Origin of the sequence: Halolamina pelagica (genome assembly GCF_900115675.1) — an archaeon.
Taxonomy (GTDB): Archaea; Halobacteriota; Halobacteria; order Halobacteriales; family Haloferacaceae; genus Halolamina; species Halolamina pelagica.
Genome location: NZ_FOXI01000022.1, coordinates 1 through 21,901 on the forward strand (window position 1 = coordinate 1; position 21,901 = coordinate 21,901).

At 61.0% G+C, this 21,901-nt stretch carries 25 protein-coding genes and 2 pseudogenes; 6 read left to right on the top strand and 21 right to left on the bottom strand.

Annotation, left to right across the window (positions count from 1 at the left end):
- Nucleotides 1–242: transposase (locus BMZ83_RS17140; RefSeq protein ID WP_343123907.1), on the top strand; the 242-nt coding region annotated here is incomplete at its 5' end.
- Between the two features lie 205 nt (nt 243–447).
- Here the strand turns inward: BMZ83_RS17140 and BMZ83_RS15170 are convergent.
- Nucleotides 448–780: a hypothetical protein gene (locus BMZ83_RS15170; RefSeq protein WP_074880597.1), complete on the bottom strand. Its 333-nt coding sequence runs from the start codon at nt 778–780 to the stop codon at nt 448–450.
- A gap of 177 nt (nt 781–957) precedes the next feature.
- Here BMZ83_RS15170 and BMZ83_RS15175 point away from each other — a divergent pair, with 177 nt between their 5' ends.
- Entirely contained in the window at nt 958–1,458 is a 501-nt protein-coding gene (locus BMZ83_RS15175) for a hypothetical protein (RefSeq protein ID WP_245748706.1), read from the top strand.
- A 185-nt stretch (nt 1,459–1,643) separates the two neighbouring features.
- Here the strand turns inward: BMZ83_RS15175 and BMZ83_RS15180 are convergent, their stop codons facing one another.
- Genes BMZ83_RS15180 through BMZ83_RS15210 form a run of 7 tightly spaced genes read right to left on the bottom strand, consistent with a single transcriptional unit; the run spans nt 1,644 to nt 9,268 of the window.
- A complete protein-coding gene (locus tag BMZ83_RS15180) occupies nt 1,644–3,758 on the bottom strand; it encodes a VirB4 family type IV secretion system protein (protein ID WP_206674352.1) in 2,115 nt (704 codons plus the stop codon).
- Nucleotides 3,751–4,866, bottom strand: coding sequence for a hypothetical protein (locus tag BMZ83_RS15185; RefSeq protein ID WP_074880605.1), 1,116 nt, complete (start codon nt 4,864–4,866; stop codon nt 3,751–3,753). Before BMZ83_RS15185 ends, BMZ83_RS15180 begins: the two co-directional genes overlap by 8 nt.
- 3 nt (nt 4,867–4,869) lie before the next feature.
- Nucleotides 4,870–5,973 carry a hypothetical protein gene (locus BMZ83_RS15190; protein WP_074880607.1) on the bottom strand — a complete coding sequence of 368 codons (1,104 nt, stop codon included), beginning with the start codon at nt 5,971–5,973 and terminating at the stop codon, nt 4,870–4,872.
- 2 nt (nt 5,974–5,975) lie between these two features.
- Nucleotides 5,976–6,815 (bottom strand): hypothetical protein, encoded by an 840-nt coding sequence (locus BMZ83_RS15195; protein WP_074880611.1) that lies wholly within the window; start codon nt 6,813–6,815, stop codon nt 5,976–5,978.
- A complete protein-coding gene (locus BMZ83_RS15200; RefSeq protein WP_174955782.1) occupies nt 6,812–8,542 on the bottom strand; it encodes a hypothetical protein in 1,731 nt (576 codons plus the stop codon). Before BMZ83_RS15200 ends, BMZ83_RS15195 begins: the two co-directional genes overlap by 4 nt.
- A gap of 22 nt (nt 8,543–8,564) precedes the next feature.
- Nucleotides 8,565–8,984, bottom strand: coding sequence for a hypothetical protein (locus BMZ83_RS15205; RefSeq protein WP_074880616.1), 420 nt, complete (start codon nt 8,982–8,984; stop codon nt 8,565–8,567).
- Nucleotides 8,985–8,989: 5 nt separating this feature from the next.
- Nucleotides 8,990–9,268 (bottom strand): hypothetical protein, encoded by a 279-nt coding sequence (locus BMZ83_RS15210; RefSeq protein ID WP_074880619.1) that lies wholly within the window; start codon nt 9,266–9,268, stop codon nt 8,990–8,992.
- A 271-nt stretch (nt 9,269–9,539) separates the two neighbouring features.
- On the opposite strand from BMZ83_RS15210, the gene BMZ83_RS15215 reads away from it, so the two are divergent.
- Nucleotides 9,540–9,830, top strand: coding sequence for a UPF0175 family protein (locus BMZ83_RS15215; protein WP_074880622.1), 291 nt, complete (start codon nt 9,540–9,542; stop codon nt 9,828–9,830).
- Nucleotides 9,831–10,107: 277 nt separating this feature from the next.
- Here BMZ83_RS15215 and BMZ83_RS15220 read toward each other — a convergent pair whose 3' ends face one another.
- From BMZ83_RS15220 to BMZ83_RS16585, 8 genes and pseudogenes are all read right to left on the bottom strand, one after another.
- Complete coding sequence (locus BMZ83_RS15220; RefSeq protein WP_074880625.1) at nt 10,108–11,343, bottom strand: RNA-guided endonuclease InsQ/TnpB family protein; 1,236 nt, start codon at nt 11,341–11,343, stop codon at nt 10,108–10,110.
- Entirely contained in the window at nt 11,340–11,729 is a 390-nt protein-coding gene (gene tnpA / locus BMZ83_RS15225; protein ID WP_074880629.1) for an IS200/IS605 family transposase, read from the bottom strand. The genes BMZ83_RS15220 and tnpA overlap by 4 nt, the downstream gene beginning before the upstream one ends.
- A 452-nt stretch (nt 11,730–12,181) precedes the next feature.
- A pseudogene (locus tag BMZ83_RS15230) lies at nt 12,182–12,451 on the bottom strand (DUF955 domain-containing protein); the annotation flags it as partial.
- A 66-nt stretch (nt 12,452–12,517) separates the two neighbouring features.
- Nucleotides 12,518–13,093 (bottom strand): DUF7342 family protein, encoded by a 576-nt coding sequence (locus BMZ83_RS15235; RefSeq protein WP_074880631.1) that lies wholly within the window; start codon nt 13,091–13,093, stop codon nt 12,518–12,520.
- Between the two features lie 187 nt (nt 13,094–13,280).
- On the bottom strand, nt 13,281–13,685 hold the full coding sequence (locus tag BMZ83_RS15240; RefSeq protein WP_074880634.1) for an HVO_A0114 family putative DNA-binding protein: 405 nt from the start codon (nt 13,683–13,685) through the stop codon (nt 13,281–13,283).
- 23 nt (nt 13,686–13,708) lie between these two features.
- The gene (locus BMZ83_RS15245; protein WP_074880637.1) at nt 13,709–14,014 is read right to left on the bottom strand and encodes a toxin-antitoxin system TumE family protein; all 306 of its coding nucleotides are present in this window, start codon (nt 14,012–14,014) and stop codon (nt 13,709–13,711) included.
- Nucleotides 14,015–14,156: 142 nt separating this feature from the next.
- Nucleotides 14,157–15,095 carry an ImmA/IrrE family metallo-endopeptidase gene (locus tag BMZ83_RS15250; protein ID WP_074880640.1) on the bottom strand — a complete coding sequence of 313 codons (939 nt, stop codon included), beginning with the start codon at nt 15,093–15,095 and terminating at the stop codon, nt 14,157–14,159.
- Between the two features lie 244 nt (nt 15,096–15,339).
- Nucleotides 15,340–15,828, bottom strand: coding sequence for a hypothetical protein (locus BMZ83_RS16585; protein ID WP_143077016.1), 489 nt, complete (start codon nt 15,826–15,828; stop codon nt 15,340–15,342).
- A gap of 40 nt (nt 15,829–15,868) precedes the next feature.
- Between BMZ83_RS16585 and BMZ83_RS15260 the strand changes: the two genes are divergently transcribed.
- Nucleotides 15,869–16,213, top strand: coding sequence for a hypothetical protein (locus BMZ83_RS15260; RefSeq protein WP_074880647.1), 345 nt, complete (start codon nt 15,869–15,871; stop codon nt 16,211–16,213).
- Between the two features lie 249 nt (nt 16,214–16,462).
- Here BMZ83_RS15260 and BMZ83_RS15265 read toward each other — a convergent pair whose 3' ends face one another.
- The 3 genes from BMZ83_RS15265 to BMZ83_RS15275 form a co-directional block, all read right to left on the bottom strand.
- Nucleotides 16,463–17,515, bottom strand: coding sequence for an RNA-guided endonuclease TnpB family protein (locus tag BMZ83_RS15265; protein WP_074880650.1), 1,053 nt, complete (start codon nt 17,513–17,515; stop codon nt 16,463–16,465).
- Between the two features lie 679 nt (nt 17,516–18,194).
- Nucleotides 18,195–18,479 (bottom strand): type II toxin-antitoxin system RelE family toxin, encoded by a 285-nt coding sequence (locus BMZ83_RS15270; RefSeq protein WP_074880655.1) that lies wholly within the window; start codon nt 18,477–18,479, stop codon nt 18,195–18,197.
- A complete protein-coding gene (locus BMZ83_RS15275) occupies nt 18,472–18,753 on the bottom strand; it encodes a ribbon-helix-helix domain-containing protein (RefSeq protein ID WP_074880658.1) in 282 nt (93 codons plus the stop codon). The genes BMZ83_RS15270 and BMZ83_RS15275 overlap by 8 nt, the downstream gene beginning before the upstream one ends.
- Nucleotides 18,754–18,996: 243 nt before the next feature.
- Here BMZ83_RS15275 and BMZ83_RS15280 point away from each other — a divergent pair, with 243 nt between their 5' ends.
- Together BMZ83_RS15280 and BMZ83_RS15285 are read left to right on the top strand one after the other, a co-directional pair.
- Nucleotides 18,997–20,121, top strand: a complete 1,125-nt coding sequence (locus tag BMZ83_RS15280; RefSeq protein WP_074880662.1) for an ABC transporter ATP-binding protein — start codon at nt 18,997–18,999, stop codon at nt 20,119–20,121.
- A complete protein-coding gene (locus tag BMZ83_RS15285) occupies nt 20,118–20,978 on the top strand; it encodes an ABC transporter permease (RefSeq protein ID WP_206674351.1) in 861 nt (286 codons plus the stop codon). Before BMZ83_RS15280 ends, BMZ83_RS15285 begins: the two co-directional genes overlap by 4 nt.
- Nucleotides 20,979–21,095: 117 nt before the next feature.
- On the opposite strand, the gene BMZ83_RS15290 is transcribed toward BMZ83_RS15285, so the two are convergent.
- Nucleotides 21,096–21,287, bottom strand: coding sequence for a hypothetical protein (locus BMZ83_RS15290; RefSeq protein ID WP_074880665.1), 192 nt, complete (start codon nt 21,285–21,287; stop codon nt 21,096–21,098).
- Nucleotides 21,284–21,879, bottom strand: a pseudogene (locus tag BMZ83_RS15295) (MarR family transcriptional regulator); the annotation flags it as partial. The pseudogene BMZ83_RS15295 and the gene BMZ83_RS15290, both read right to left, overlap by 4 nt.
- Nucleotides 21,880–21,901 lie beyond the last annotated feature (22 nt).

Consider the following 21,901-nt stretch of genomic DNA (forward strand, 5'->3'; position numbering starts at 1 on the left):
CCCTCCGGTCAGAGGGCGTCCGGCCGTTGCTGCGCCACCGGTTGTTCGCACATTACGATCACGCACACAACGCACGGTTGGACAGCGAGTTATACGGCCAGCGCTGGATGGCCGAGACCGCCTTTTCGGCCATCAAGCGTCGGTTCGGCCCCGCTGTCCACCCTCGCGTATGGTACCGCGAGTTCCGCGAGCTCGTGTTGACCGCCGCAGTCTACAACCTCGAACAAGCACTCAAACAGTGACCCGACGCCGTCATCGGATTCAACAAAGCAGACTCTAGCACTTCCCTAGCAATTGTGAGGCGCCTTCTCGTTCACAGACCAATAGTCACCTCTCTCAAGACTGGAATCGTTGAACGATGATCTCCCCCCACCCACCGTGTCGAGTGTTCTTTGAGAGACATTCAAAACGCATCCCGATACGTGTCGGCCTATTCGATCGATTCTGTCAGTTCAACGACTTGTCGGGGAGGGCAAGCCCCTCGAAGTCACTAACTACGTTGGCGACGAGGTCAAGATCGACAGCGAACTCGTACTCGTAATACTGGTCAGCGGAACGACCTTCGTTCCGGAAGTAGCGGTCGAGGATACCGAGCATCGCGAGATCTGCGAGGTGGTCGTGCATCCGAAGTCGTACTAGTGGGTCGATATCCGACTGTTCGGCGATAGTGCGATATCGCGGATAGATATCTCGGACGCGGAGCGGTCCGTTCGACTCGAGAGCCAAATGGAGGACCGCGACTAGCGAGAGATATAGGCGCCGAGACGACCAGATGACCACTCTGTTCGCCCGGCGAACACTCGATATGGTGGGTAGGGACGTCGATGAACCAATACTTCAGCGTTCGTTCATCGACGATCAACAGACGTGCTGACCACTGACTACTGATCGTGGCGGACGTTTTTGTCGTCGACACCCGAAGCGATGCTACCGATGGGGCTGTACGACGACCTGCTCGTGGTCGACGACGTCGAACTACCGAAGTTCCCTGATACCCAGAGTCCGACCGAGATTGAGTGGCAGACGAAGCAGATCGGACGCCCGGCGATGAAGCAGTACAAACTCACGGCAACGGGGCGGTTGTTGCGACGTGAACGGGAGTACCGCGAGAAAACTGCCGAGGAGAAACACAACGAGGCGACCGAGCAGGGCTTCGACTCCTGGGATGCGTATGTCTCGTTCTGCGAGGATGTGGATGCTCACGACCTCGTCCACCGGGGGATCGGCGTCGGCGGTCCCGACGATCAGACCGTCGACGAAGAGTTCTGGGTTGACCACAATATGCATGGCTCGTTCGAGTTTTACGGGAAACGCGACGACCTCGAAGACGGGCTCTACTGGTCGTACGAGGCACGGTTCACCCGTGGCGACCTCAACGCCATCGTCTTCCTCGGCGAGCGAGGTGGAGCTAGCCAAAGCGACTACAAGCCGGGTGAACCGACCCGCATTCAGTTTTGAACTCCCTTTTATGTATTTCGCAATACCTCATTGCATCGACGCCAGCGGCCCCTCTCAAAAACGGCACCGAGAGAAGTCTTAACCAACATTCGGGAGCAAGTGGAGTAACTGTTGGTTAAACTCGAGTGAGAGAACTCCCTACCGTATGAAGCCACGAGAGTTCCCTCTATCCGTTCCGTCGTTGATTACTCGTCTGCTGACCCCCTCTGATCGTCCGTACTCTGTTCACTATTGGCGCCTGGTAGCGACGATGGTGCTTCCCCCGCCGGGTCGAAATCGATCACTTCCTTCTCCTTGGGCATCGCCTCGACGGTGATCCCGCGCCACTCCCCATCGACGCCGACCAATGCCTCCGCGAACCCGGCATCCTCGTTCCCGGGCACCGCATCCTGCACGTACCGCATCTGCGCGTAGTTCAGCCCGAACTCCTGGGCCCACGCCTCGTCCATCCCGTCCAACCGGTGGAACTGCTTCACCGCACACTGGTCAAGAATGGCCTCGCTCTCGGCGTGCTCGAAGAACTCGTCGACGGTCTGGGTGACCAGCCGAATCGACAGATCGTGATGGCGGTGATGCCGGAACACCGTCTCTAAAAAGGCGAGACTCGCGGCGTCCTGCATGATGTAGCGGGCTTCGTCGATGTAGAACACCACCTCCTGCTCCGACACCTTCGCCCGTTCGTACACCAGCGAGATGAGCAACTGCATCGTCAGCGCCGTCCCACTATCCACACTCCCCTCCTGCTGCGCCAAATCGAGGTAGATCACCTTCTCGTCCCGGATGTCGAACGCTGATTCCGTCCCGAGATTGGCGTGCCGTCCATCCTCCTCAAACGGCCGCAACTGATCGAGCAACCATGTCGCGTCCTCCTTGATCTTCCCCGCCTCCTCGTCAGCACGAACGACGAACGCCTCGGGATCGTCGACCATCTCCTCGAACACGTCCAGCATGTCCCGGATGGTCGGACTCGGATTGCCGTGCGTCGAGATGTCGTCCGTAATCCTTTTTCGCTTGTACGCGCGCTTGAGCCCGAGTTCCAGCGTCGTCCGTCGATCGCCCAGCGAGATCCCCCGCAACGCGAAGAAGTTGGTGAGGAAACTCATCGCGTCGTCGAGCTTCTCGTTGAACGGGCTGGCGTCCTCGCCCATCGCCCGTTGTACCCGCTCCGGTGTCTCCCGGATCTCCAGCGGATTCAGGCCGAGCGTCCCACCGACCGTAATGCGCTTCGCGTCCAGTGCTTCGGCGACGCCGGCCCAGTCGTTCAGGGGTTCGAGGATGACGCCGATCCGGTCCCGTTGCTGCTCCATCGACCGGATGAAGTTCTGTTTGGAACTGAACGACTTCCCCGAGCCCGTATCCCCGACCGTGAACATGGCGTAGCCGTTGTCCCGCGCAAACGGGTCGATGACCACGGGACTCCGCGTGTCCTTGTGCATCCCGAACTCGACACCCCCTTCCTCGAGGATCGTCGCGTTGTGCGGCGACGCCAGCAACGCTCCGACGGCCCCACCCAGCACGATCGACTCCCGCCCGAACTCGTTCGCACCGATCGGCGCCGCCGACTGCAGCGCCACGTCCTGCCGACAGATCGCCGTCTTCGGCGTCAGGTTCGCCGGCTCGTCCCGGAGCGTGCTCTTGACCTGCTGGACGTCGTCCTGTAGCGTCTCCCGATCATCGGCGCGCACCGTGACGAACACGCCCTGGTCGAACACGCTCGCCCCGTTCTCGACCGCCGTGTACGTCGCCGCCGCTTCGTTCGCCCGCTCCTGGAGATACGTACTCCGAACGCTCTGTTCGAGGTCGGCATCCACCTGCAGGTCGTCCGCGATCTCCTGCAGTTCGTTCCGGGCCCGCTCCTGGTTCTTGGGCGTGATGTGGGCCGTCAGATCGAACTGGACGTCAGTCAGTTCGAACAGGTCGCTGAGGTAGCCATCACTCGGGTAGTCCGGGTAGTCCGCGATGTACAGCGTCGACGTCCACTGCTCGCCGACGCGGGCCGCACGGGTCTCCCACTCGATAGCGTCAGGCGCCGTGACGGTTTTGTGCGATTCGGCGATGTCGTCGAGAAGTTGGCCTTCGGCGTGGCCCTTCGCGAGCGTCTCTTCGTCGAGCACGTCCGAGAAGTCAACCTCGGGGTCATCATCCGCGGCGTAGCGATTCACCAGCAGTTTCCCCCCACCGGCGACGCTGCCGACCAGAACTAGATAGAGCGCCGCGCCTTCGACCGAGGTCGGGCTGGTGAGCCACTCGACGAGCAGTTGACCCACGCCACCACCCGACTGCAAGAGCACGCTATGCATCGTGCTCGTCCTCCCGGCGCGAGTGGCCGACGATCGGCTGCTCACGAACGACCTGGTCGGCGTCGCCGTACTCGGCCTCTTGGCCGTTCCAGAAGTCCATGTTCAGCACGAACAGCTCGACCGTACTGAGTCGCCGTGCGGACCAGCCCGACGCTTGCTGGATGAACTCCGCCCGCACGTCGGCGATCCGACTATCCAGTTCGTCGAACATCCGTGCCCGCCGCTCGACGTCGGTGAGGTCCTCGCGCCGCGTCACGAACGGCGTGAACAGCACGCCCAGCACGGGGAGCTGCGTCAGTTTCTCCGCGGGCGTCGCTTCCTCGCGGTAGCGGTCGTACACGTCCAGCGGCGAGACTTCGACGCCGATGTAGTACCGCACTTGCTGGATCCCCTGTTCACGCATTTCCGTGGGACGAGTCTCGCGATACTCCTCGAGGAGTTCCCGAAAGATGGGGTTCGACTCGACGTCCTCGTCGTCGAGACGGTCCTCGATGGTCTCAGTGAGCTGTTCCACCGGAAACGACCGGGTCGTCGCGTGGAACTTCAGCTTCGCGTCGAGTTCCTTGTTCGCGAACTCCGCCCCGGCTTCCTGCAGTTGGGCCCAGTCGTCGGCCATCGCGAAATCCATGTTGCCCGGATCGAGCTCGATGAACGCCTCCATTGTCCCGTCGGCGCGCTGTACGGCGCCGGCACCGGGCCACGCGCGCTCGATGTTGGTGAGGTCCTGCGTCCGCTCGTCCGGCGTGAACGGCGTGTAGTTCGCGAGACCGCCCTCGTTCCGTGTCGCGTCACCACCGTCGGCGTCCGCGGGCGCGCTGAACGTGATCGTCGGTCGCTTGACGTACCGAAAGACGTCGGTGGTCCACGTCCATGCGTTCAGGTGCGCCGGCGTGACGTAGATGAGCGCCGCCCCTAGTCCGGCACCACCGGCGATCAGGGGCAGTGCGAGTGACTCGACGCCGGTGAGACTAGCGAGGAACAGTCCCACGATCGGGAAGGCGAGCAGGACGCCGATGTCGCCTTCCTCGATGTTGAGGTAGGGGATGCGACTCTCCTCGCCGAACTGGTCCATGGTGCGCCGTCCCGCTGCGTCGTCGTCTGAAGTCATGGATTAGTGAATCCCTCGGTCAAAGTCCATGCCGTAGTCGTTCGATTCGGTGCCACTTGGCTCGTTCTCAGTCCGCCGGTAGGACGGCTCACCACCATCCTCATCGTCGTTTCCTCCACGAGCAGCCGCTTTCTGGGCGACGGCTTGCCCGGCAGCGGCTTTCGGCCCCCACCGTGCCGCGGTGGTCGCGACGCTGGCGTTCCCAACGTACGCGCCGGCGGCGACGCCACCGACGAGGGCGGCGCCCTGGGTGGCGCGACGGAGGGCTTTCGCCGTCAGCGGCGTCGCGTAGATGAACGTCTTCCAGGTCGCGTAGAGGGCGACAACGGGGAGGGAGACGGCGACGAGATACTGTAGGAACGCAGTGTCGGGTGCGAGGCCGCCCGTCGTGTAGACGATGTCGTACCCCTTGAACACGATCGCCGCCGGAAGTGGGAGGACGGCAAGCGGGACGAACCGCTTTGCGAACCCGTTGGCGATCCGCGAGACGATCGGGACGTTGCCGTACGCCAGTGCGATGGCGATCGGCATCCCGTAGAGGTAGACGTAGAGCAGGATCTCGCGAATGTAGAGGAGCGCCTGCAGCGCCCACATGGAGATGCCGCCGGCGAGTGCAAAGAGGAGGGAGAGGGCGGGGTTGGTAACCGTATCCGCCAGTAGATCAACCATCATGTCCGACAATGTCTCAACACTGGGTAGCAAGGCAATAGTGAACCCATCAACGAGATAGAGCGCGAGTGTCCCGACCCAGTACCAAACGATGATCAGGAACGCACCAGTCCAGGCGGTTTTCTTCGTTTTCCGTGCTTCGTACGTACTGCCGATATTGAAGACCCGAATCGCATGTCGTCCTTGAACGCTCATCACGAGGAGAAGAAGGCTGATCAGAACAACCTCGCCACCGACGAGTGTATCTTGCAGTTGAATCCATGGTTGGCTTGTCGGCTCTCCAAAAACGAACGGCCCGTTTGTCTCCGGAGTTGGTGTTCCGAACATCGCCTCTGAAAGCGTTCGGTACCCGGACTCCAGACCGTCCATGAAGAGGCCGATGAACCATTCGACGGTGTCCTTGGCTCCTTCAAGAACTACGTCGATTAGATCTACCATCGCTATGCCTCCGTGATCGTGATACTGCAGTCGTCCAGATCCGTTGAGCCAGAGTACTCTACATCGAACGTCTTGGTAACTGGGGAGGATTTAATTGCAGTCTCTAGTGTAACTGTGAACTCTCCGTGATTCCCGTCAGGAGAACAGCCCATACCTCCCGGAGATACTGACCCGAAGGGGAACGACGCACTATAGAGGTCAACTTCTTTCTCGACTGGGATGATGGCACTATCAGTTCTCTCGATACCGTTACTCCGAGGGTTTTCAACCGGATTTGGAACATTCCCAGAAAACACGAGTTCGGTAACTGTCTCCGGTCCCGTCCCTGTGTTCTCGATAGTCACGAAGGCCTCCCCGTTGATCAACCGGTTTGTGTCCGACTCCCCGTACACCTCCTCCCACGGCTTGTCTGGGTGGTTCCGATACAGCCCAACCGCCTGAATCTCCAAGTTCGGCTGAATCGCGAGCGATTCCTCGACGACCGTCTCCTCCCCATTCAGCCCGAGCACGTTGTACTCCCCCGGCATGTACGCCGCCCGGAACTCGAAGGAGACCTGTTCAGCCCCGGCTGCAACTCCACGCGTGCCCCAGAGTTCGCCGTTGGGTTGGATGAGGTTCACCTGGTCGATCTCTGAATCAGGCGCAAGTTCGACGACGAGGGTCGTCCCCTCGACGCCAACCTTCCTGAACGGGCCGTCACTCGTGCCAGTGCTGTCCGTCCCGGGATCCGGCCCGGAAAGTGGTCCGTCCTCGGAGGTGCAGCCGCTGACGCCGACCACGCCGGCGACGACGAGCGTTCGGAGGGCGGTACGTCGATCGATATGGGCGTTGTTCGAGGTCATGGTCTGTCAGCAAACTGTGATTCGGGACTCAGCAACGCCAAGACGCGACGCCCGGCGTAGAGCGCGACGACGAACGGGAGCAGCTGCCAGCCGACTTCGACCGTCAGCGCGACCCACCCATCCAGCGTGGTCAGCGGGTGCCACCGAACGGTCGCGGTGTCGCCGACGTACGCCGAGGACTGCGACACCCACGAGCCGGGGTGGTACCGGGCCGTGTAGATGCCGGGCCGGTCGAGGGTCACAACGGCGACGCCCGACGCGTTGGTTTCGACGCGCTGATCAGCGACCGAGATGTACCCGTTCCGCTCGGGCCCCTCGACAGGTACGTCACGTGCGCTGTCGTTCAGAACGATCGGCTCGCCCGAGTCGGCACTCCGAAGCGTCAGGCGAACGCGGGCCCCGGACTGGTTCTGTTCGAGGAGGACCGCCGTCAGGTTGCTCCGGCTGAGCGGGCGCTCGAACCCGTTATCGGGCTCGGTGATCGAGGCGTTCACGCCACGGACGATCCCGGCAACCTGAATCGCCTCGCGATCAACCCGATCCGCCCGCACGGCGACGCCGTGGCTCGCCGTGTACGAGCGGTTTACCACGTCGACGTGGGTGTGCTCCCCGAGTGACGCCGCCGGCGACGACGCGGTGGTCCCCCACGTTTCGAGGATGGTCGGGCCATCCCGGACTGGCTCCGCACGCGGGCCGATCCGCGAGGGGTAGGCGTGGACGAAGACGGGAATCGCGTCCGACTCGATCCGTTCAGTCGCCGTGCCGTTCGTGCGGACGAGCGTGTCCCAACTCGTGTCCCGAGCCGTGTAGAACCGCCAGACGCCGCGAACCCGCGCGGAGCGGTTCGCGGTGAGGGTGTACCCCTGCCACGGCTGGGACTGGAAGACGGCGACGCCCGTGTCGCCGGTGGGGTAGTCGGCGTAGTAGACCGACGCCGAGAGGTCGTACACTTTCACGGGCAGCGAGTCGCGGACAGTGAGCGTCTCGGCCCGCGTCGTAGTGTTCAGCACCGGGCCGGAGTCGTTCGCCCGCGTGGTGCCACGCAGTCGGACGTGGATCTCGGCTTCGAGCGTGAGGGTCACCTGGCCGTCGTCCTGGAGTTCGTACTGCAGCGCCGGCGTATGTGTCCCCTCACGCTCGACGATCGGCTCGCCGTCGACGAGCAGCCGAACGGTCTCGATCTCGTGATCGACGAGCGACCACTCGGTCGTCCGGTTGCCGACCGTACTCGCGTTCGGGACTCGGACGCGGTAGTCAACGAACCCGCGGAGCGTGCCGTTCGGCGCGACGTACTGCACGGTCTCGTTGGGCCTGAGGTGGCCGCGCGTCGACGGCTGGGCGGCGAAGATCGTCGCGTGGGCGTCGGCGATCAGCGCCCCGTCTTCGAGGGTCGCGTCGCTGGGGGAGATCGACGTACTGGCGCCGCCAGCGTCGAGATCTTCGAAATCGTTCCGCGTCCACGTCGCGGCCGTCGACGGCGGCCGGGTGAACGTGATGTCGGTCCCGTTGGCGAGTTGCTGCATCGCCGACCGGGTCTCGCCGTAGCGCTGGCGGTACTCGCGCTGGGCCATGTAGTCGTCGGCGTCGCGGGACCACAGCGTCGCGGACTCGTTTGCGGTGAGGCCGTTGTCCTCGGTTCCGGGCGCCGGTGGCACGGATCCGACAGCCGATACTCCTGCCGCGAGACAGAGCACGGCCGTCAGCACGACTGGGGCGCGGGACGCCATGATGGTCGGGGCGGTGACTCGACTACCAGGGGACGAGATTCACACACTGTGCCAGCGGGAGCCCCATCATCGACCCGGCGACGGTGTACAGCGGGCCGAGGACGACGAGGATCACCGCGGACTTCATCGCCGACCGCTTGTGGCGTTTGAGTCCCTTCTTCCGCTCGTGATCGAGGGTGAACATCTCGAGCAGGGACTCCGCCTGCCAGACGACGACCAGGCCGACGATCCCCAGCGCCGTCGTGAGTTGGAAGAACCCCTCGATCATGTTGGGGAGGTTGTCCGCATTGCAGACCGCGTTCTCCTGGGCGGCGACGGGGTCGACCGCGACCAGGCTCAGGAGGACGACCGCGAGGACCGCCTGGCGAGTTCGCCGATGGATCGTCGATGGCTCGTGGTCGGGATACGGGCCAGCGTCAGCGGGGGTGGTGGACTGGGCCATCGGGATCACTCCGTGGCACTGTCGGCAGTGGGTGACTGGCGCTGCTCATCGGCGACGAGTGCCTCGAGATCGGCGACCCGGTTGGTTTCCGCGGCAATCTCGTCCAGCGTGTAGCCCTGTTCCTGGGCGCGCTCGAGCAGGTCGCGGAGTTCATCACTGTCGACATCGCGGACGGCCATCTCCTCGCGGAGGGCACGCCGATAGAGGGCTGAGGCGTTGATGTGGTCGTTCCACTGGAGGTACAGTTCGTCGATCTCCTCGATGGTGACTGAGCGAGTGATCATGTGTGTGGCGGGGGGTGTGTGTTGGTTGGGTATCGGCCAGTGGTAACAATATACATAGCCATGACTTATTTCTTTTGTCAAGGCAGAAAACCAATACTGGTTTGGAGAGAATGGATTCCTGCGAAAATCGTGCGGGACGCGTGGGCAACGACGTCGATCCCGTGGTAGCGGTACGGATGCTGCCGTCCGACCGAGACGACACAGAACCGCTGGAGTATGGCACAGTTGGGGACCACCGGAGTGTTTGTGCATCGAGTTCAATGCATACACTATGGGAGAGATCTCGGTGCGGGTCCCCGATGAACTGGAAGCGGAGCTCGACGCGTATCTCGAGGATGAGAACCTGGACCGGAGTACGGCCGTTCGAAAGCTCCTCTCCGAGGGGCTTGAGGAGTGGCGTCGCGAGCAGGCACTTGAGCAACTCGCGGCGGGGTCGATCACGTTCAGCAAGGCGGCTGAGCTGGCCGGGATGTCCGTCTGGGACTTCGCCCAGCTCGCAAAGGAACGCGATATCACCTGGGTCGCCGACGACCACGTCGACGCGGATATCGAGGCGCTATAATACTTTCCAGAATCGTACTTCAGAGTTTGATACTATGGAGTATCTTTCTAGCGAGGTTACTACAGGATGTCGAAGCGAAAGCCGCCTAGGCACTCAGAATTAACCAACAAATCAGGGGATACCGCACAGATGTTGGTTAAGAGTCGGCTGCTCGGTTCCCTCTCGTGCGTGATGAGACGATGTCCGGTGGTGTGAACAGGGAAACTTGACCTCCTCCCGCGCCTAAAGTCGCGGGAATCCCACCATGGAATTTCAGGCCGAGCGGGGCCCTAAGGTTTCAAGACGCATACGTTCCAAGCGTCTCTTGCTGGGTATCAGCATCGGCTTGGCTGTCTTGTGGGACGGTCAAACGTCCCCCTTCCTCAGCCGAGTCATCGCCACTCGTGTATTCTCTTGAGTGACTCTCTCCGCTGAGGTAGCGGTCTGCAATATTGAGCGCGGCGTTAACGTCTGCTTGGTACTCCGAAACCCAACACCCCGAGTTGGAACACTTGAACGTCGCCTGCTTCGGACGGTAGCCCTGTTCTCCGCAACGGTGGCACATCTTCGAGGTGTGCGCGGGATTCACCGTCTCCACACGAATCCCCTTCTCAGCCGCTTTGTAGCGAATCTGCGCGTGCATCTTGGCGAATCCCCATCCGTGGAGGCGGCGGTTCATGAACGCGCCGTAGTCCATGTTCTCACGGATGTGCGTCAAGTCTTCCAGAACCAGTACGGGGTTCTCGAATTGCTCGGCGTAGGTGACGACCTCCGACGTGACTGTGTGAAGGATGTGGTCGATGTGTCGCCACAACTCGTCGCCGTAAGACTCTGCGATACGTTCGCTTCCGCGTTTCTGAAGGCGTCGAGTCGCCGTGAAGTACGTCTCACGGAGTTGTCGGACTTGCTTACCTTCGTCGTTCCAGAGGTTGGGTGCAGTCGGGGAGCCGCGCTCGTCACGGTGACACACCGTTAACAAAGAGGCTTCCCCGATGTCTACCCCAATCGGCGTTTCCGCCGAACTGGTTTCTCGTTCCTCCACGTCTCGCGTAGCGACGATGTGGAAGTACCACTCGCCGTCGCGGTCGAACAGCCGACACTCACCCATCTTCGCGTCTCCCGCGTGCAACGCTTCCAACCACTCCCGTTGTTCGGGGTTCGGTTGTGCGGGCAACCAGAGGTGGTAGTCATCGTGGTGCGGGATTTTGACGTACCACTCAATTGCGTTCTGTGGCTTATGGTCGAGCTTCGGACCTTCGTTCGTGAACCGAACAGGGTGGTCGTCGTGAAGCTCTTTCGCGTCGTAGCTTCCGCCACAAAGTTGCGGGACGTACTTCTTGAGCGCGTTCTTCGCATACCCACTCAAGTCGTAGTTGATCACTACGTCGTTGGCCGCTGACTGTGCGGTGCAGTTGGCGGTGAATGCGGCTTCGAGCGCGTCTTGGTACGCTCGTTTCGTCTCACAGAGTTTGCGATGCTTGTGGGTGTTCGGCTCCACGAGCTTCAGTTCCAGCGTCTCGGTGAGTTCGGTCACTGTTCGTCCTCCGCGTGGCGCTGGATGTACTTCTCGACAGTCTCGCTCGAAACGTGTCCCGCTGTTCCTGCGTAGTAGCCGCGTACCCACTTGATTTTCTCGCCGTCGTGGTCGGCGTGTCGGTGGTTATATTTCCACGAACTGATGCCTTTGAACCAGTTGGCGAGAAGCGAGGGGGCGTGTTTCGGCGGGCTACTGACGAACAGGTGGATGTGGTCGGGTTGGACGGTGAGGTCGATAATCTCCAACCCCTTGTCGTCGGCTATTTCATGGAGGATGTCTCGCACACGGGTTGCAACGTCACCGACGAGTACCGATTTGCGGTACTTCGGTATCCACACTATGTGGTAGTTGAGGTTGTACGATGCGTGCCGTGTGGTCTTCATCCGTACTACATACTATCTCTCTGTGGTGTCTTAAAACTACCACACACGATGGGAAATCCCGCCGTGCCATCGTCGGTGGAGATGTACGCTATTGTCCGCTTGACCCACGCCTAAAGACGCGGGTATGCGCTCGCACTATGTATCATGCGTAATACCACCGTATATTAAAATCGCGATTTTACTAATCGTGATTTTACTAATACTGAGTAAACATCGCTAACCGCCTTTTTCGCCCGTGACACCCGTTTCTGTTCGGTCAAGTGGGCGACTGCCTCGGGCTCGTCGATGTCGTCGAACTCATAGCGGTACAGCGTGGAAGTCCCACCCATTCAGGGGTAGGAGGACGTCAACGCTCTCTCCCGATCCGCGAAGGGAAAGCTACCCAGGTACTCAAAAAGACTTAACCAACGATCCAGGGAGATGCCGCACAGCTGTTGGTTAATACTTGGCTGTTAGGTTCCTTCCAGCGCGTCGATGAGCTCCTCGGCTGTCCGACTGATTCGCCCGAACCGGTCGCGAACGACTTCGGGATCGTCCGACTCCCACGCAGCGAGGTAGAACGTTGACCCACTGGTGTCGAGCCCGCAGTAGCGCCCGAGGACGTTGGCAACGGCTTCGGCCTCGACTTCGCGTTTCGATCGCTCGGCGTCGACGTCGCCGTGGAGCAGGGTGTGTGCGTACTCGTGGATCACCGTCGTGGCAAGGTCGGCATCGTTCGCTCGGTGGATGTTCGAGCCACCCTGTCGCTTACACCCTCCCCTGAAGAGTGAGCTTCCGCTCGCTACGTATTACTCAGTCGACCGACGATCGCTGTCGACGAATTTCTCGGCGTTAGCGATTGAGAGGGCAGCGTTCGCGAATGCGAGATTCCGCCGGAGCGTCTTCCACTCACGGATCGTCTCTGGATCGATCTCGTTCTGTGGGGATCCGGATTCGGCCAGCGCCTGATTTGTCTGGGTGACAGCCAACTCTTCAGGGGAATCGACGCCGAACTCCGCTCGGTACTCGCTAAGCTGATCGCGCATCTCTTGGATTCGCGTGACGAGTTCGTCGGTCGAGACGTTGTCGAGGATGTCGGCAGCCTGTTCGACGACGAGCGATTCGGGTGACCGGTGATAGAGCGTGCCGCCCTGGTCCCCCGGTGTCGTCTCGACAAACCCCTCATCGGCGAGTGTGTTCAAGTGCTTCCGTGCGGTTTTCGGAGTGGTCCGTGCATCGGCGGCGACCGCATCAGCTGCGGCAGGGCTGTACGTATGCGCAATAACGCGGCGAATGCGTTCATACGGGGTCGTTTCGGATTCCCATTCCTCACCGACCGTTTCGTTGATGTCGGTGAACTCCGCTGGCGGACTTCGGTCGGTCATGTGGGCACACACGAATCAAAGGAATATAGTACTTTGGTGTAGTTCTATATTCTTCTAGTGGAGGGTCTGTCTGAAACGCTCGCCCCCGATCGTCGTGAGATGGGTTCAGACATCAATCGACGGAGGTCGAATTACATCGCCACCTATTCTATCTGAATAAACCTATCCCTGTAACCGGCGACGGCACTTACGGTGTTGCTGCGCCGATATCCTCGTTTGGACTTCCAAACGGGATGTCGATTTCGAGACCATCATAGGACAGCGTCGGCGTCTTGGCCTGACCCGATCCGCCACTAGTGAACTCGATGACGCCGATATCTTCGAGTTCCGTAAGGTTCCGATGGACCTGCTTATAGTCTCGATCCACCAAGTCAGCCGCTTCACGAATGCTATCGGGTTCGTGTTCCGAAATCGCCTCCAACAGTTCGAGGTTCTTCGGGCTAAGCAGGCGACTCAGTTCTGCGTACGAATCGAAGTTTAGCACAGGCTGGGCATCGTCAAGCGCTTCTCCCTCTTGGGCGGCCTCGATACGACTGCGTGTGCGCTGGTCAAGGCGGTCACGTTCGCCGACGGTTACTTTGAGTGTGGGCATGATTTCTCCCTCCCGGCATCGTCTTACTCCGGCCACTCCCACGACACAGGGGACATAGCCTCGGTTTCGCGTTTGAATCGGTCGTAGAGCGTCAGCATCCCGGGAAACTCGATACATTCGACATCGCCCCGAGTGTGTCGCTCGTGCCCTTTCGTCCGTTCGTGGGCGTTATCGTAGCGAAGGATGACGTCGCCACCGACTTCTCCAAGATGGAGGCTATACCGCCACCCGCACGGATACTGTTCATCGGTCGTCTGCCGGATGGTCACAGCAACGACGTAGCCATCTTCGACATCCCGCCAGTCCGCGATGGTGGTGTACGACGCCATCCGCCACCCTATGGTACAGCCTCCATCGGCATAAGCCTATGGACCAAAGTCCATAGAGAGCGAACGGACCAGCCAAGATAGCCGTTCAGGGCACCAATACTCGCGAATATTGGCTGCACGTGGCGGGCCATCGGTAACTGAGTTATGAAGAGGATTCGTCCTCGAGAACGTCGATGAGTTCCTCTGCTGTCCGGCTAATCCGCCCGAGCCGGTCGCGAACGACTTCGGGATCGTCCGATTCCCACGCAGCGAGGTAGAACGCCGATCCGCTCGTGTCGAGTCCGCAGTACCGACCGACGACGTATGCGACCGCCTCAGCTTCGACTTCCCGCTTGGATCGTTCGGTGTCGTCGTCGACGTCGCCGTGGAGCAGGGCGTGCGCGTACTCGTGGATCAACGTCCGCGCGAGGTCGGCCTTGTTCGCCCGATCACGCACCTTGACGAGCGGCTGGCCGTCGATGAGGCCCAGCTGCTGACAGATGCCCTTCGCCTCGCCGTGCGTCCACTCCGCGTCCGGAACGATTCGGGCCGTCACGCCGAGGTCGTCAGCGGCGGTAGTCAGCTGGTCGACGAGATCGCCGGCCTCCCCGGTCGCTGCCGTGTCGAGGTCAGGGAGCGGTTCGCCCTCAGTCTGGGAGACGTCGAACACCGGCGCGGGCTGGAACCCGACGAGGCCCTCGGCCCACTCCTCGGGTGGCGTCTCGTCGTACTCACAGTCACTGTCCTCGTGGTAGCTCGGCGAGTTCTCACACTCGGGACACTGCTTAGCGATGATCGGCGCCCAGATCCAGATGGCCGACTCGCCCTCCTGGACGTGCCGGTTGAACTCTTCCTGCCACGTCCGGTAGCCCGCCACCCGAGTTGCCTCGGGGCACTGCCGCTTGATCAGGAGCGTGTTCCGGTAGGAGTAGTCGTGGAAGCGACTCTGGACGTCGAGCCACGCTTGGAACTCGGCGCTGGCCTGCGCGTCGTCGACGCCGGCGACGAGGTCGTCGATCCACTGTTCGATCGTACTGTGCATCTCGTCGGACCGTGTGTCGGCCTCGTCGAAGGAGACCGACGCGTCGCTGGTCGTGGACATCGTGTTCACCGAATCACGTTCACGGCGTGCCCGTCGATGCAGGACGCGCCGCACCCCTCAGGGGCGACGAAAAACTGCCGTCGCGCTCCCGCGCCCGACCAACCGTCAGTGGCGTTGGCCAGCCAGCATTCCCCGCACTACGGACTGCCGACCACGCCTGTTCGCCGCTTCGGCCGAACTTCCCCGTTGTTCGGCTATGAAGCCGAACTGTACCCCGGCCGCAACCTGATAGCACGAAAATCCGCTACCAGTCGTCGACCTCCTCGAGAACACTCTCGTCGTAGGCGTCGAACCCACCCGCTGCCTTGAAGCGAGAGAGCGTCGCTTCAATCTGCAACTCCGTGTACGAACAATTTCGAGTGAGAAGAAACGCCACTTGTGCCTGCGAATCGGGGTCGTTCTTGATCCAGTACCCCTGCCCACGCTGATACGTGATGTACGGCTCCGACGCCAGTTGTTCGACGAATTCCTCTCCGTCGGCCTGCTCGGAGTCTTCAAGCGCCAAGTCCAGAATCCCGTCTGCAGAAATCGGGTTCCCCCAACCGTGACGCCGCGCCATCGTGAACAGCACTCGACAGCGGATAGAAATTTTTGCAGGCACACTGTGAGTGTAGGGACCACATACCTTTATGTCTGGTGCCATTTCAGACACTACGAACCACAAACGAGTTAGTAATCGATGTACAACAAGTTTAACAACAAAGAGCCAGTAGTAGTAGTCGTGGTAGGGCACTGGATGGAGTGAAGCCCCATCCAGGTGTTCGAAATCAAGTATGATCGAAACCAAATCTAACGACGATGGGGAGGCTACCCGCGAATCATACCCAACGGGATGGCTGGTCCTCACCAAACACGAGAGTGCAGCGAAGATCGTCGACGCACTCCTCGATCTTCCGCCGACGCGGGAGTTCAATCAGACGGAGCTCGCGGAGCAGGCGGATGTGAGCCGACAGTCGGTCAAGAATCACCTTGACCTGCTGCTCAGGCTCAACGTGCTCGAAGAGGTTGAGGGAACGCGACCGCAGCGATACCGTTTCAACGCGGAGAGCGATGTGAGTGAAGCGATCATCCAGCTCGACGGCGCGGTCAACGCTGTTGGTGCGGACGTCGACGCTTGACCTCCTCCCACGGCTGAAGCCGTGGGATTCCCCGATGGGGATATTAGGGTTGCGCGTTTCCTCGGCGGCTCAAATACGCTTTCGCGTGACCAGCGTCAACGGTCGCCGCCCAATTGTTACCGAGGGCGTGCTTTCCAGCGCGTGTAGCCGGGTCAAAGCAGCCTTCCCACCTGCACGTGGCAGGCGACCGCGAAGCGGTCGGCAGGGTGTTCAGCCTGCTGGGCTGCACGGTTCGCGGCACCCGAAGTGTTACGCCGTGCATGGTTCACCCTCTCGTTGACTGATGTTTTCAGCCGCGTTCAAATCCGCGTGCCGCACATACCCACAGTGCGGGCACTCGAACTTGCTCCCGTCACGACCCACGAGTTCATCGCACTGACTGCACTCCTGACTCGTATTCTCGGGGTCTACTTTCTCAACGCGAATCCCTTCCTTCTCGGCTTTGTACGTGATGAACTGTTGGAGTTCGTAGAACGGCCACGAGTGGACACCGTTCCACTCGCCACCGTCACGGATGTTTTCGAGCTCTTCGAGTTTGATGACGGGATTCTCAAACTGACTGGCGTATTCGACGAGTCGTTTGGAGAGGGTGTGGTTCATGTCTTGGATGCGACGGTACTCCTTGTTACCTACGCGATTTCGGGCGCGATGCGCCCCAGTTTCCTGCAGAGAGTCACGTAGGGAACGGTAGTACCGCCGCACGAACTTGTGCTCCTTGCCACTCACAAGGAACGACTCAGCACTCGCATTGTCTGGCGTTGCAGCGAGGATGTAGTTGTGGCCAACGTCAACACCAATGGGTGTTTCCTCGCCATCCTGTTGCTCGTTGTGTTCGACGGTGAATGAGCAATGCCAGTCGCCGCCTTCTCGCCACACGCTGAGTTTTGTCTTCTCAGCGTCACCATCGAGTAGGGTTTGGACGGGTTCTTCGATGCTGTCGTGGACGTGGATTGGCGTGTACCACCAATCACTGATGCATGGGAATCCGACGACGACGGAACCGTTTTCAGTCGTGTGGATCTCCCAGTTTTGGTTGTTGACTTCGATGGGCTGTTCGCCCGTGTATTCGATGGGTTCGTCGTCGTAGTCGCTTTTCGCGTTCCGGATGGATTGATTTTGGAGTGCTGAGTAGAGTGAGTTGTCGATGTCGCCAGTCGTCACGGACGAGGTGAGCGAGCCGTCTTCCCAGCCGTCCACGAGCCATTGTTTGCACTCGCGGAGGATATGAGTGGCGCGTTGCCACTCTTGGCGGCGGGAACGGCTGGGATTGCGGAATGTGGTTTCCACGCTCACCTCGGCCATTACACGTGTAACATATTGTTTCAGGTTTGTAAACGTTGGTAGTTCAGAATGGTGGAATATCCAGCCGAGCGTCCGAGCGTGGAACGTTTCCCTGTTCTCGGCTTCATCCCACGGCTAAAGCCGTGGGCTTTCGCCTCGTATTACTGTAATTAGCCCGCCGTAATTTTCGCAGCGACCGGAGGGCACCGCCTAGCGACGCCGATACTCTGTTGTGGGCGGGAGGCAACGGATGGATGCCGGGGGTCATAGAATCATTCATACAAGATTGTTTCAGGCAAGATGTATCGAACACCCCGCTAAGTGGGGTTGCGAATCTAACGGTAACCGATTTGTTCTCGTGATTTTCCCCTTGATACGAGACGGTCACTCGTAGTTCATGGGTTGAACTGAACTGAAATCGCTTTCTCGTCGGTGGCTTCTGAGCCTTGTAACTCTGATTCGATAAGTCCGAAGTAGACGAATCGGTATTCCCTGTTTGAGACTGGCTCTCTGATTCGCATCCCTGCCCGCTTGTTTGTTTTCTCCCCCGTACTTAGCGATTCGTGAGTCCCCTGTGCTTACCGAAGGCACTCCCCACATCGAAGGACAGAGCAACAACCCACCTCGATGATGTGGCTCACGACTGGGGCCAAATCGACCGAATCCCGCATCCGTATCTCGCCATATCGAGCTTCGGCACTTAGTCGTCGTCAGCGGTGTACGCGCCGCCACGACGCTTGACACGTGCGACGACGAGCCGCCCGTCGCCCTGCCGGAAGCTCACAGAGAGCCGGAACTCCCCGACGCGTATCTTCTTGTACGGGCTGTTCTGGAGCGGTTCTCCGTAATCCGGCGGGTCGCGCCACGGTGAGGAGACGATTTCATCGAGCTTGTCGAGTATTCGGTCTTGGTCGGCGGGGGACAGTCCGTCGAGGTCGTCTTCGGCCGTCGAGGAGAGTTCCCACGTCCACCCGTCGTCACTCATCGCTCGTGCCGAACCGCTCGCGGGCCTCCTCTGCGTTCGTCGTCCGACCCTCGCGGATGTCCTCCTCGGCTTCGAGGAGGGCAACGAGTTCATCGCGGTCGAACGTCGGGAACTCGATTGCGTCTCGAAGTGTGTACCGGATGAACTCGCTCCGGCTGTTGAACCCACGCCCCTGCCAGGTGTCGTCTATCTGTTCGAGGAACGACTCGGTGACTTTGAAATTCACCGTGGCAATGTCGTCTCCACCGTCGTCGTTCGTAGCTGCTTCAGACATATAGACGTAATGCGCTAGTCTTACCAATAGGCGTTTCGGCGGAATCACAATCGTCTAGTGTGCGTCGTAGACGATCGTATTGAGAAGGAATTTCGTCCTCGAATTTGGAGTGAAACGACTACTCAGTGGGTGTGCTGTACTTAACGATTCAACGGGAGCGGAGCAACAGCATGGGAACTGTTCTACGACACCCTCGATCGACAGTACCCTTTTGACCCGAAGCGCCGAACCGGCTCCCATCCGATGGGACGTGAGCCCTCCACCAACGGCCAGGCGCGCGACGATGAACGCCCCGTGAGCGCCAACGATGGGCCCCCCGCACTCGATCCCGACGAGGCCGCCATCTACGTCGACGGGCTGGCGAAGACGTTCGGCAGCGGTGAGGACGCCGTGACCGCGGTCGAAGACGTCTCCCTCGCCGTCGCCCCCGGGGAGGTAGTCGGCTTACTTGGGCCGAACGGCGCGGGCAAGACGACGACGATCAAGTCGGTCCTCGGCCTGATCCTTCCCGATGCGGGGACGGTGCGCGTCCACGGCATCGATGTCCACGCCAACCCGCGGGCGGCCTACGAGTACGTCGACGCCATGCTGGAGGGCGCGCGCAACGACTACTGGCGACTCACCGTCCGGGAAAACCTCCGGTACTTCGCCGCGATCAGGGGGCAGGACCCCGATGCTGTCGCCGATCGGCACGAGGAACTGCTAGACCACCTTGACCTCGCGGCGAAAGCCGACACGGCAGTCCGGGATCTCTCTCGCGGGATGAAGCAGAAGGTGTCACTGGCGAGCGTCCTCGCGGGCGACATCTCCGTCGCATTCCTCGACGAACCCACCCTCGGGTTGGATATCGAGAGTTCGCTGAAGCTCCGGACCGAACTCCGCAGACTCGCCGAGGAGCGGGGGCTGACGCTGGTGATCTCCAGCCACGATATGGACGTCATCGAGGACGTCTGTGACCGGGTCATCATCATGAACGAGGGACGAGTGGTCGTCGACGACACCGTCGAGGACCTGCTGGCGGGCTTCGAGACGCGCGGGTACCGAATCACCGCCCGCGGTGGGTCGGAGACGGCGCTCGCGGATCTCGAGGACCGCTTCGACCTGACCGACGTCCAGCACACCGGCGACCGCCTGCGCTTCGAAGTCGCCGCCGACACGGCGACGTTCTACCGCCTGACCGACGCGATGGAAGCCCACGATCTCGATGTAGCGAGCGTCGAGACGGTTCAGCCGGATCTCGCCGAGGTGTTCGTCGAGATGACGAACGGCACTGCCGACCCCGGCGGCACGAGCGAGGAGGATGGGTCGACGACCCGAGAGGCACCGGCCAATCGCTCGCCAGCGAGCGAGCGGGGTGATCGACGATGACGGCTGCTGCGGGCGACGATCGACGCGAGGGCGATGGGCCCGGCGACGCGGGCGGGCCGTCGCAATTCACCGACCCTGAACGGACTGGCGGGTACGCCCACCTCCTGAAGGCCGTCGTCTATCGCGACCTGTTGATCTGGGTTCGCTACCCGTTGAACGCGGCGCTCGGGATCTTCATGGGGGTGTTCTTCTTCGCGCTGATGTTCTACGGGGGGACGATGGTCGCGGGGCAGGCGTTTTCGGACTCCATCGAGGGGCTGATCATCGGCTACTTCCTGTGGACGCTCGCCATCGGCGCCTACTCGGGCATCATGAACGACATCCAGTCCGAAGCGAGCTGGGGGACGCTTGAGCGGCACTTCATGACGCCGTTCGGCTTCGGGCCGGTCGTCGTCGCGAAGTCCATCGCGATCGTCTTCCGAACGTTCATGACCTCCGCGGTGGTCCTAGTCGTGATGCTGCTCATTACCGGGACGACGCTCGACCTCAACCTCGTGACCGTGCTTCCGGTAGCGACGCTGACCATCGCGGGCGCGCTCGGGCTCGGACTCGTGATGGGCGGCCTGAGCGTACTCTACAAGCGCATCTCGAACGTGGCCAACCTCCTCCAGTTCGCGTTTATCGGCCTCATCTCGGCGCCCGTCTTCGACATCCCGTGGGCCCGATTCCTCCCGCTGGCCCAGGGGAGCGCGATGCTCCAGCGGGCGATGCGCGACGGCGTTCGCCTCTGGGAGTTCGACCCACTGACCATTACCGTGCTCGTCGGGACGTCGGTTGGGTATCTGGCGCTGGGGTACGCCATCTTCGGTCTCACCACGCGGCGCGCTCGCCGCCTGGGCGTGCTCGGGGACTACTGATGGCTACGGCGTCGAAGGGAATCTCGGTCAGTATCGCATCGCGGGTAGTGGGTTGCCGCCGATGCTCTCAACCGCGACTGTGGGGGTGATACGCTATGCAGTTGATCAACGTCGTCGCTATCGGACCCTGCTCTTCACGTTGCAGGACACACGGGTCACGAGTGACACGCCGATCACGCCGATACGGGCCGACTTGGCGGCCGTCATCGCGGACCCGCGGAGGAGATACACCGTCACGGGCTCCGACAGCCAGCTGTCGAACTCTTCGAGGAACGCTTTGATCGCCTCGCCACCCTTGAATACAGTCATGCCACTCCGTACTGCTCTTTGAGTGCCATGAATTCTGATTCACTTGGCAGGGCGACAGGGAGCTCGTCCGAGTCCTTGACCCTTCCCTGCAGTGCTTGATACATCGCAGTGACCGTGGGTTCCAAATCGTACCACGTTGCAGTGTCTGTAAGCGTCTCCTGGTCGATATCCAACGCCTCGATCAACAGCATCGCATAGCTAACCCGGCGGGATCCGCTATCGAGAACGAGGGTGTGACACACCACCTCGGCTGGCGTGAGTTCCTCGTCGGGCGCATACCAGAACGCCGGCTCACCTGCAAGGAAGAACGGCAAACCGTACTCCTCGAACCGACCGAGCCCAGTCACCTGCCAATCAGGCGTATCCAGTAGTGCGTCTGTATCCGCGGCGGTTTGTACGCGGACGAGTGCGCGTTTCGGGTCGCACCACTCCACAGTCGCACTCGGCGCGATCTCCCGGGCTCGCGATCGGTGCTCGTGAGTCACGATGGCCTGCGCGAACGCCAGCAGCGGCGCGAGGCCCTCACTCACCGCGTACTCGGGGCCGGATGAGGATAGCATCGCCCGGTTTTGAGCGGCGACAGCGCCTTGTAAATCGCCTCGGGGTCAAGCCCC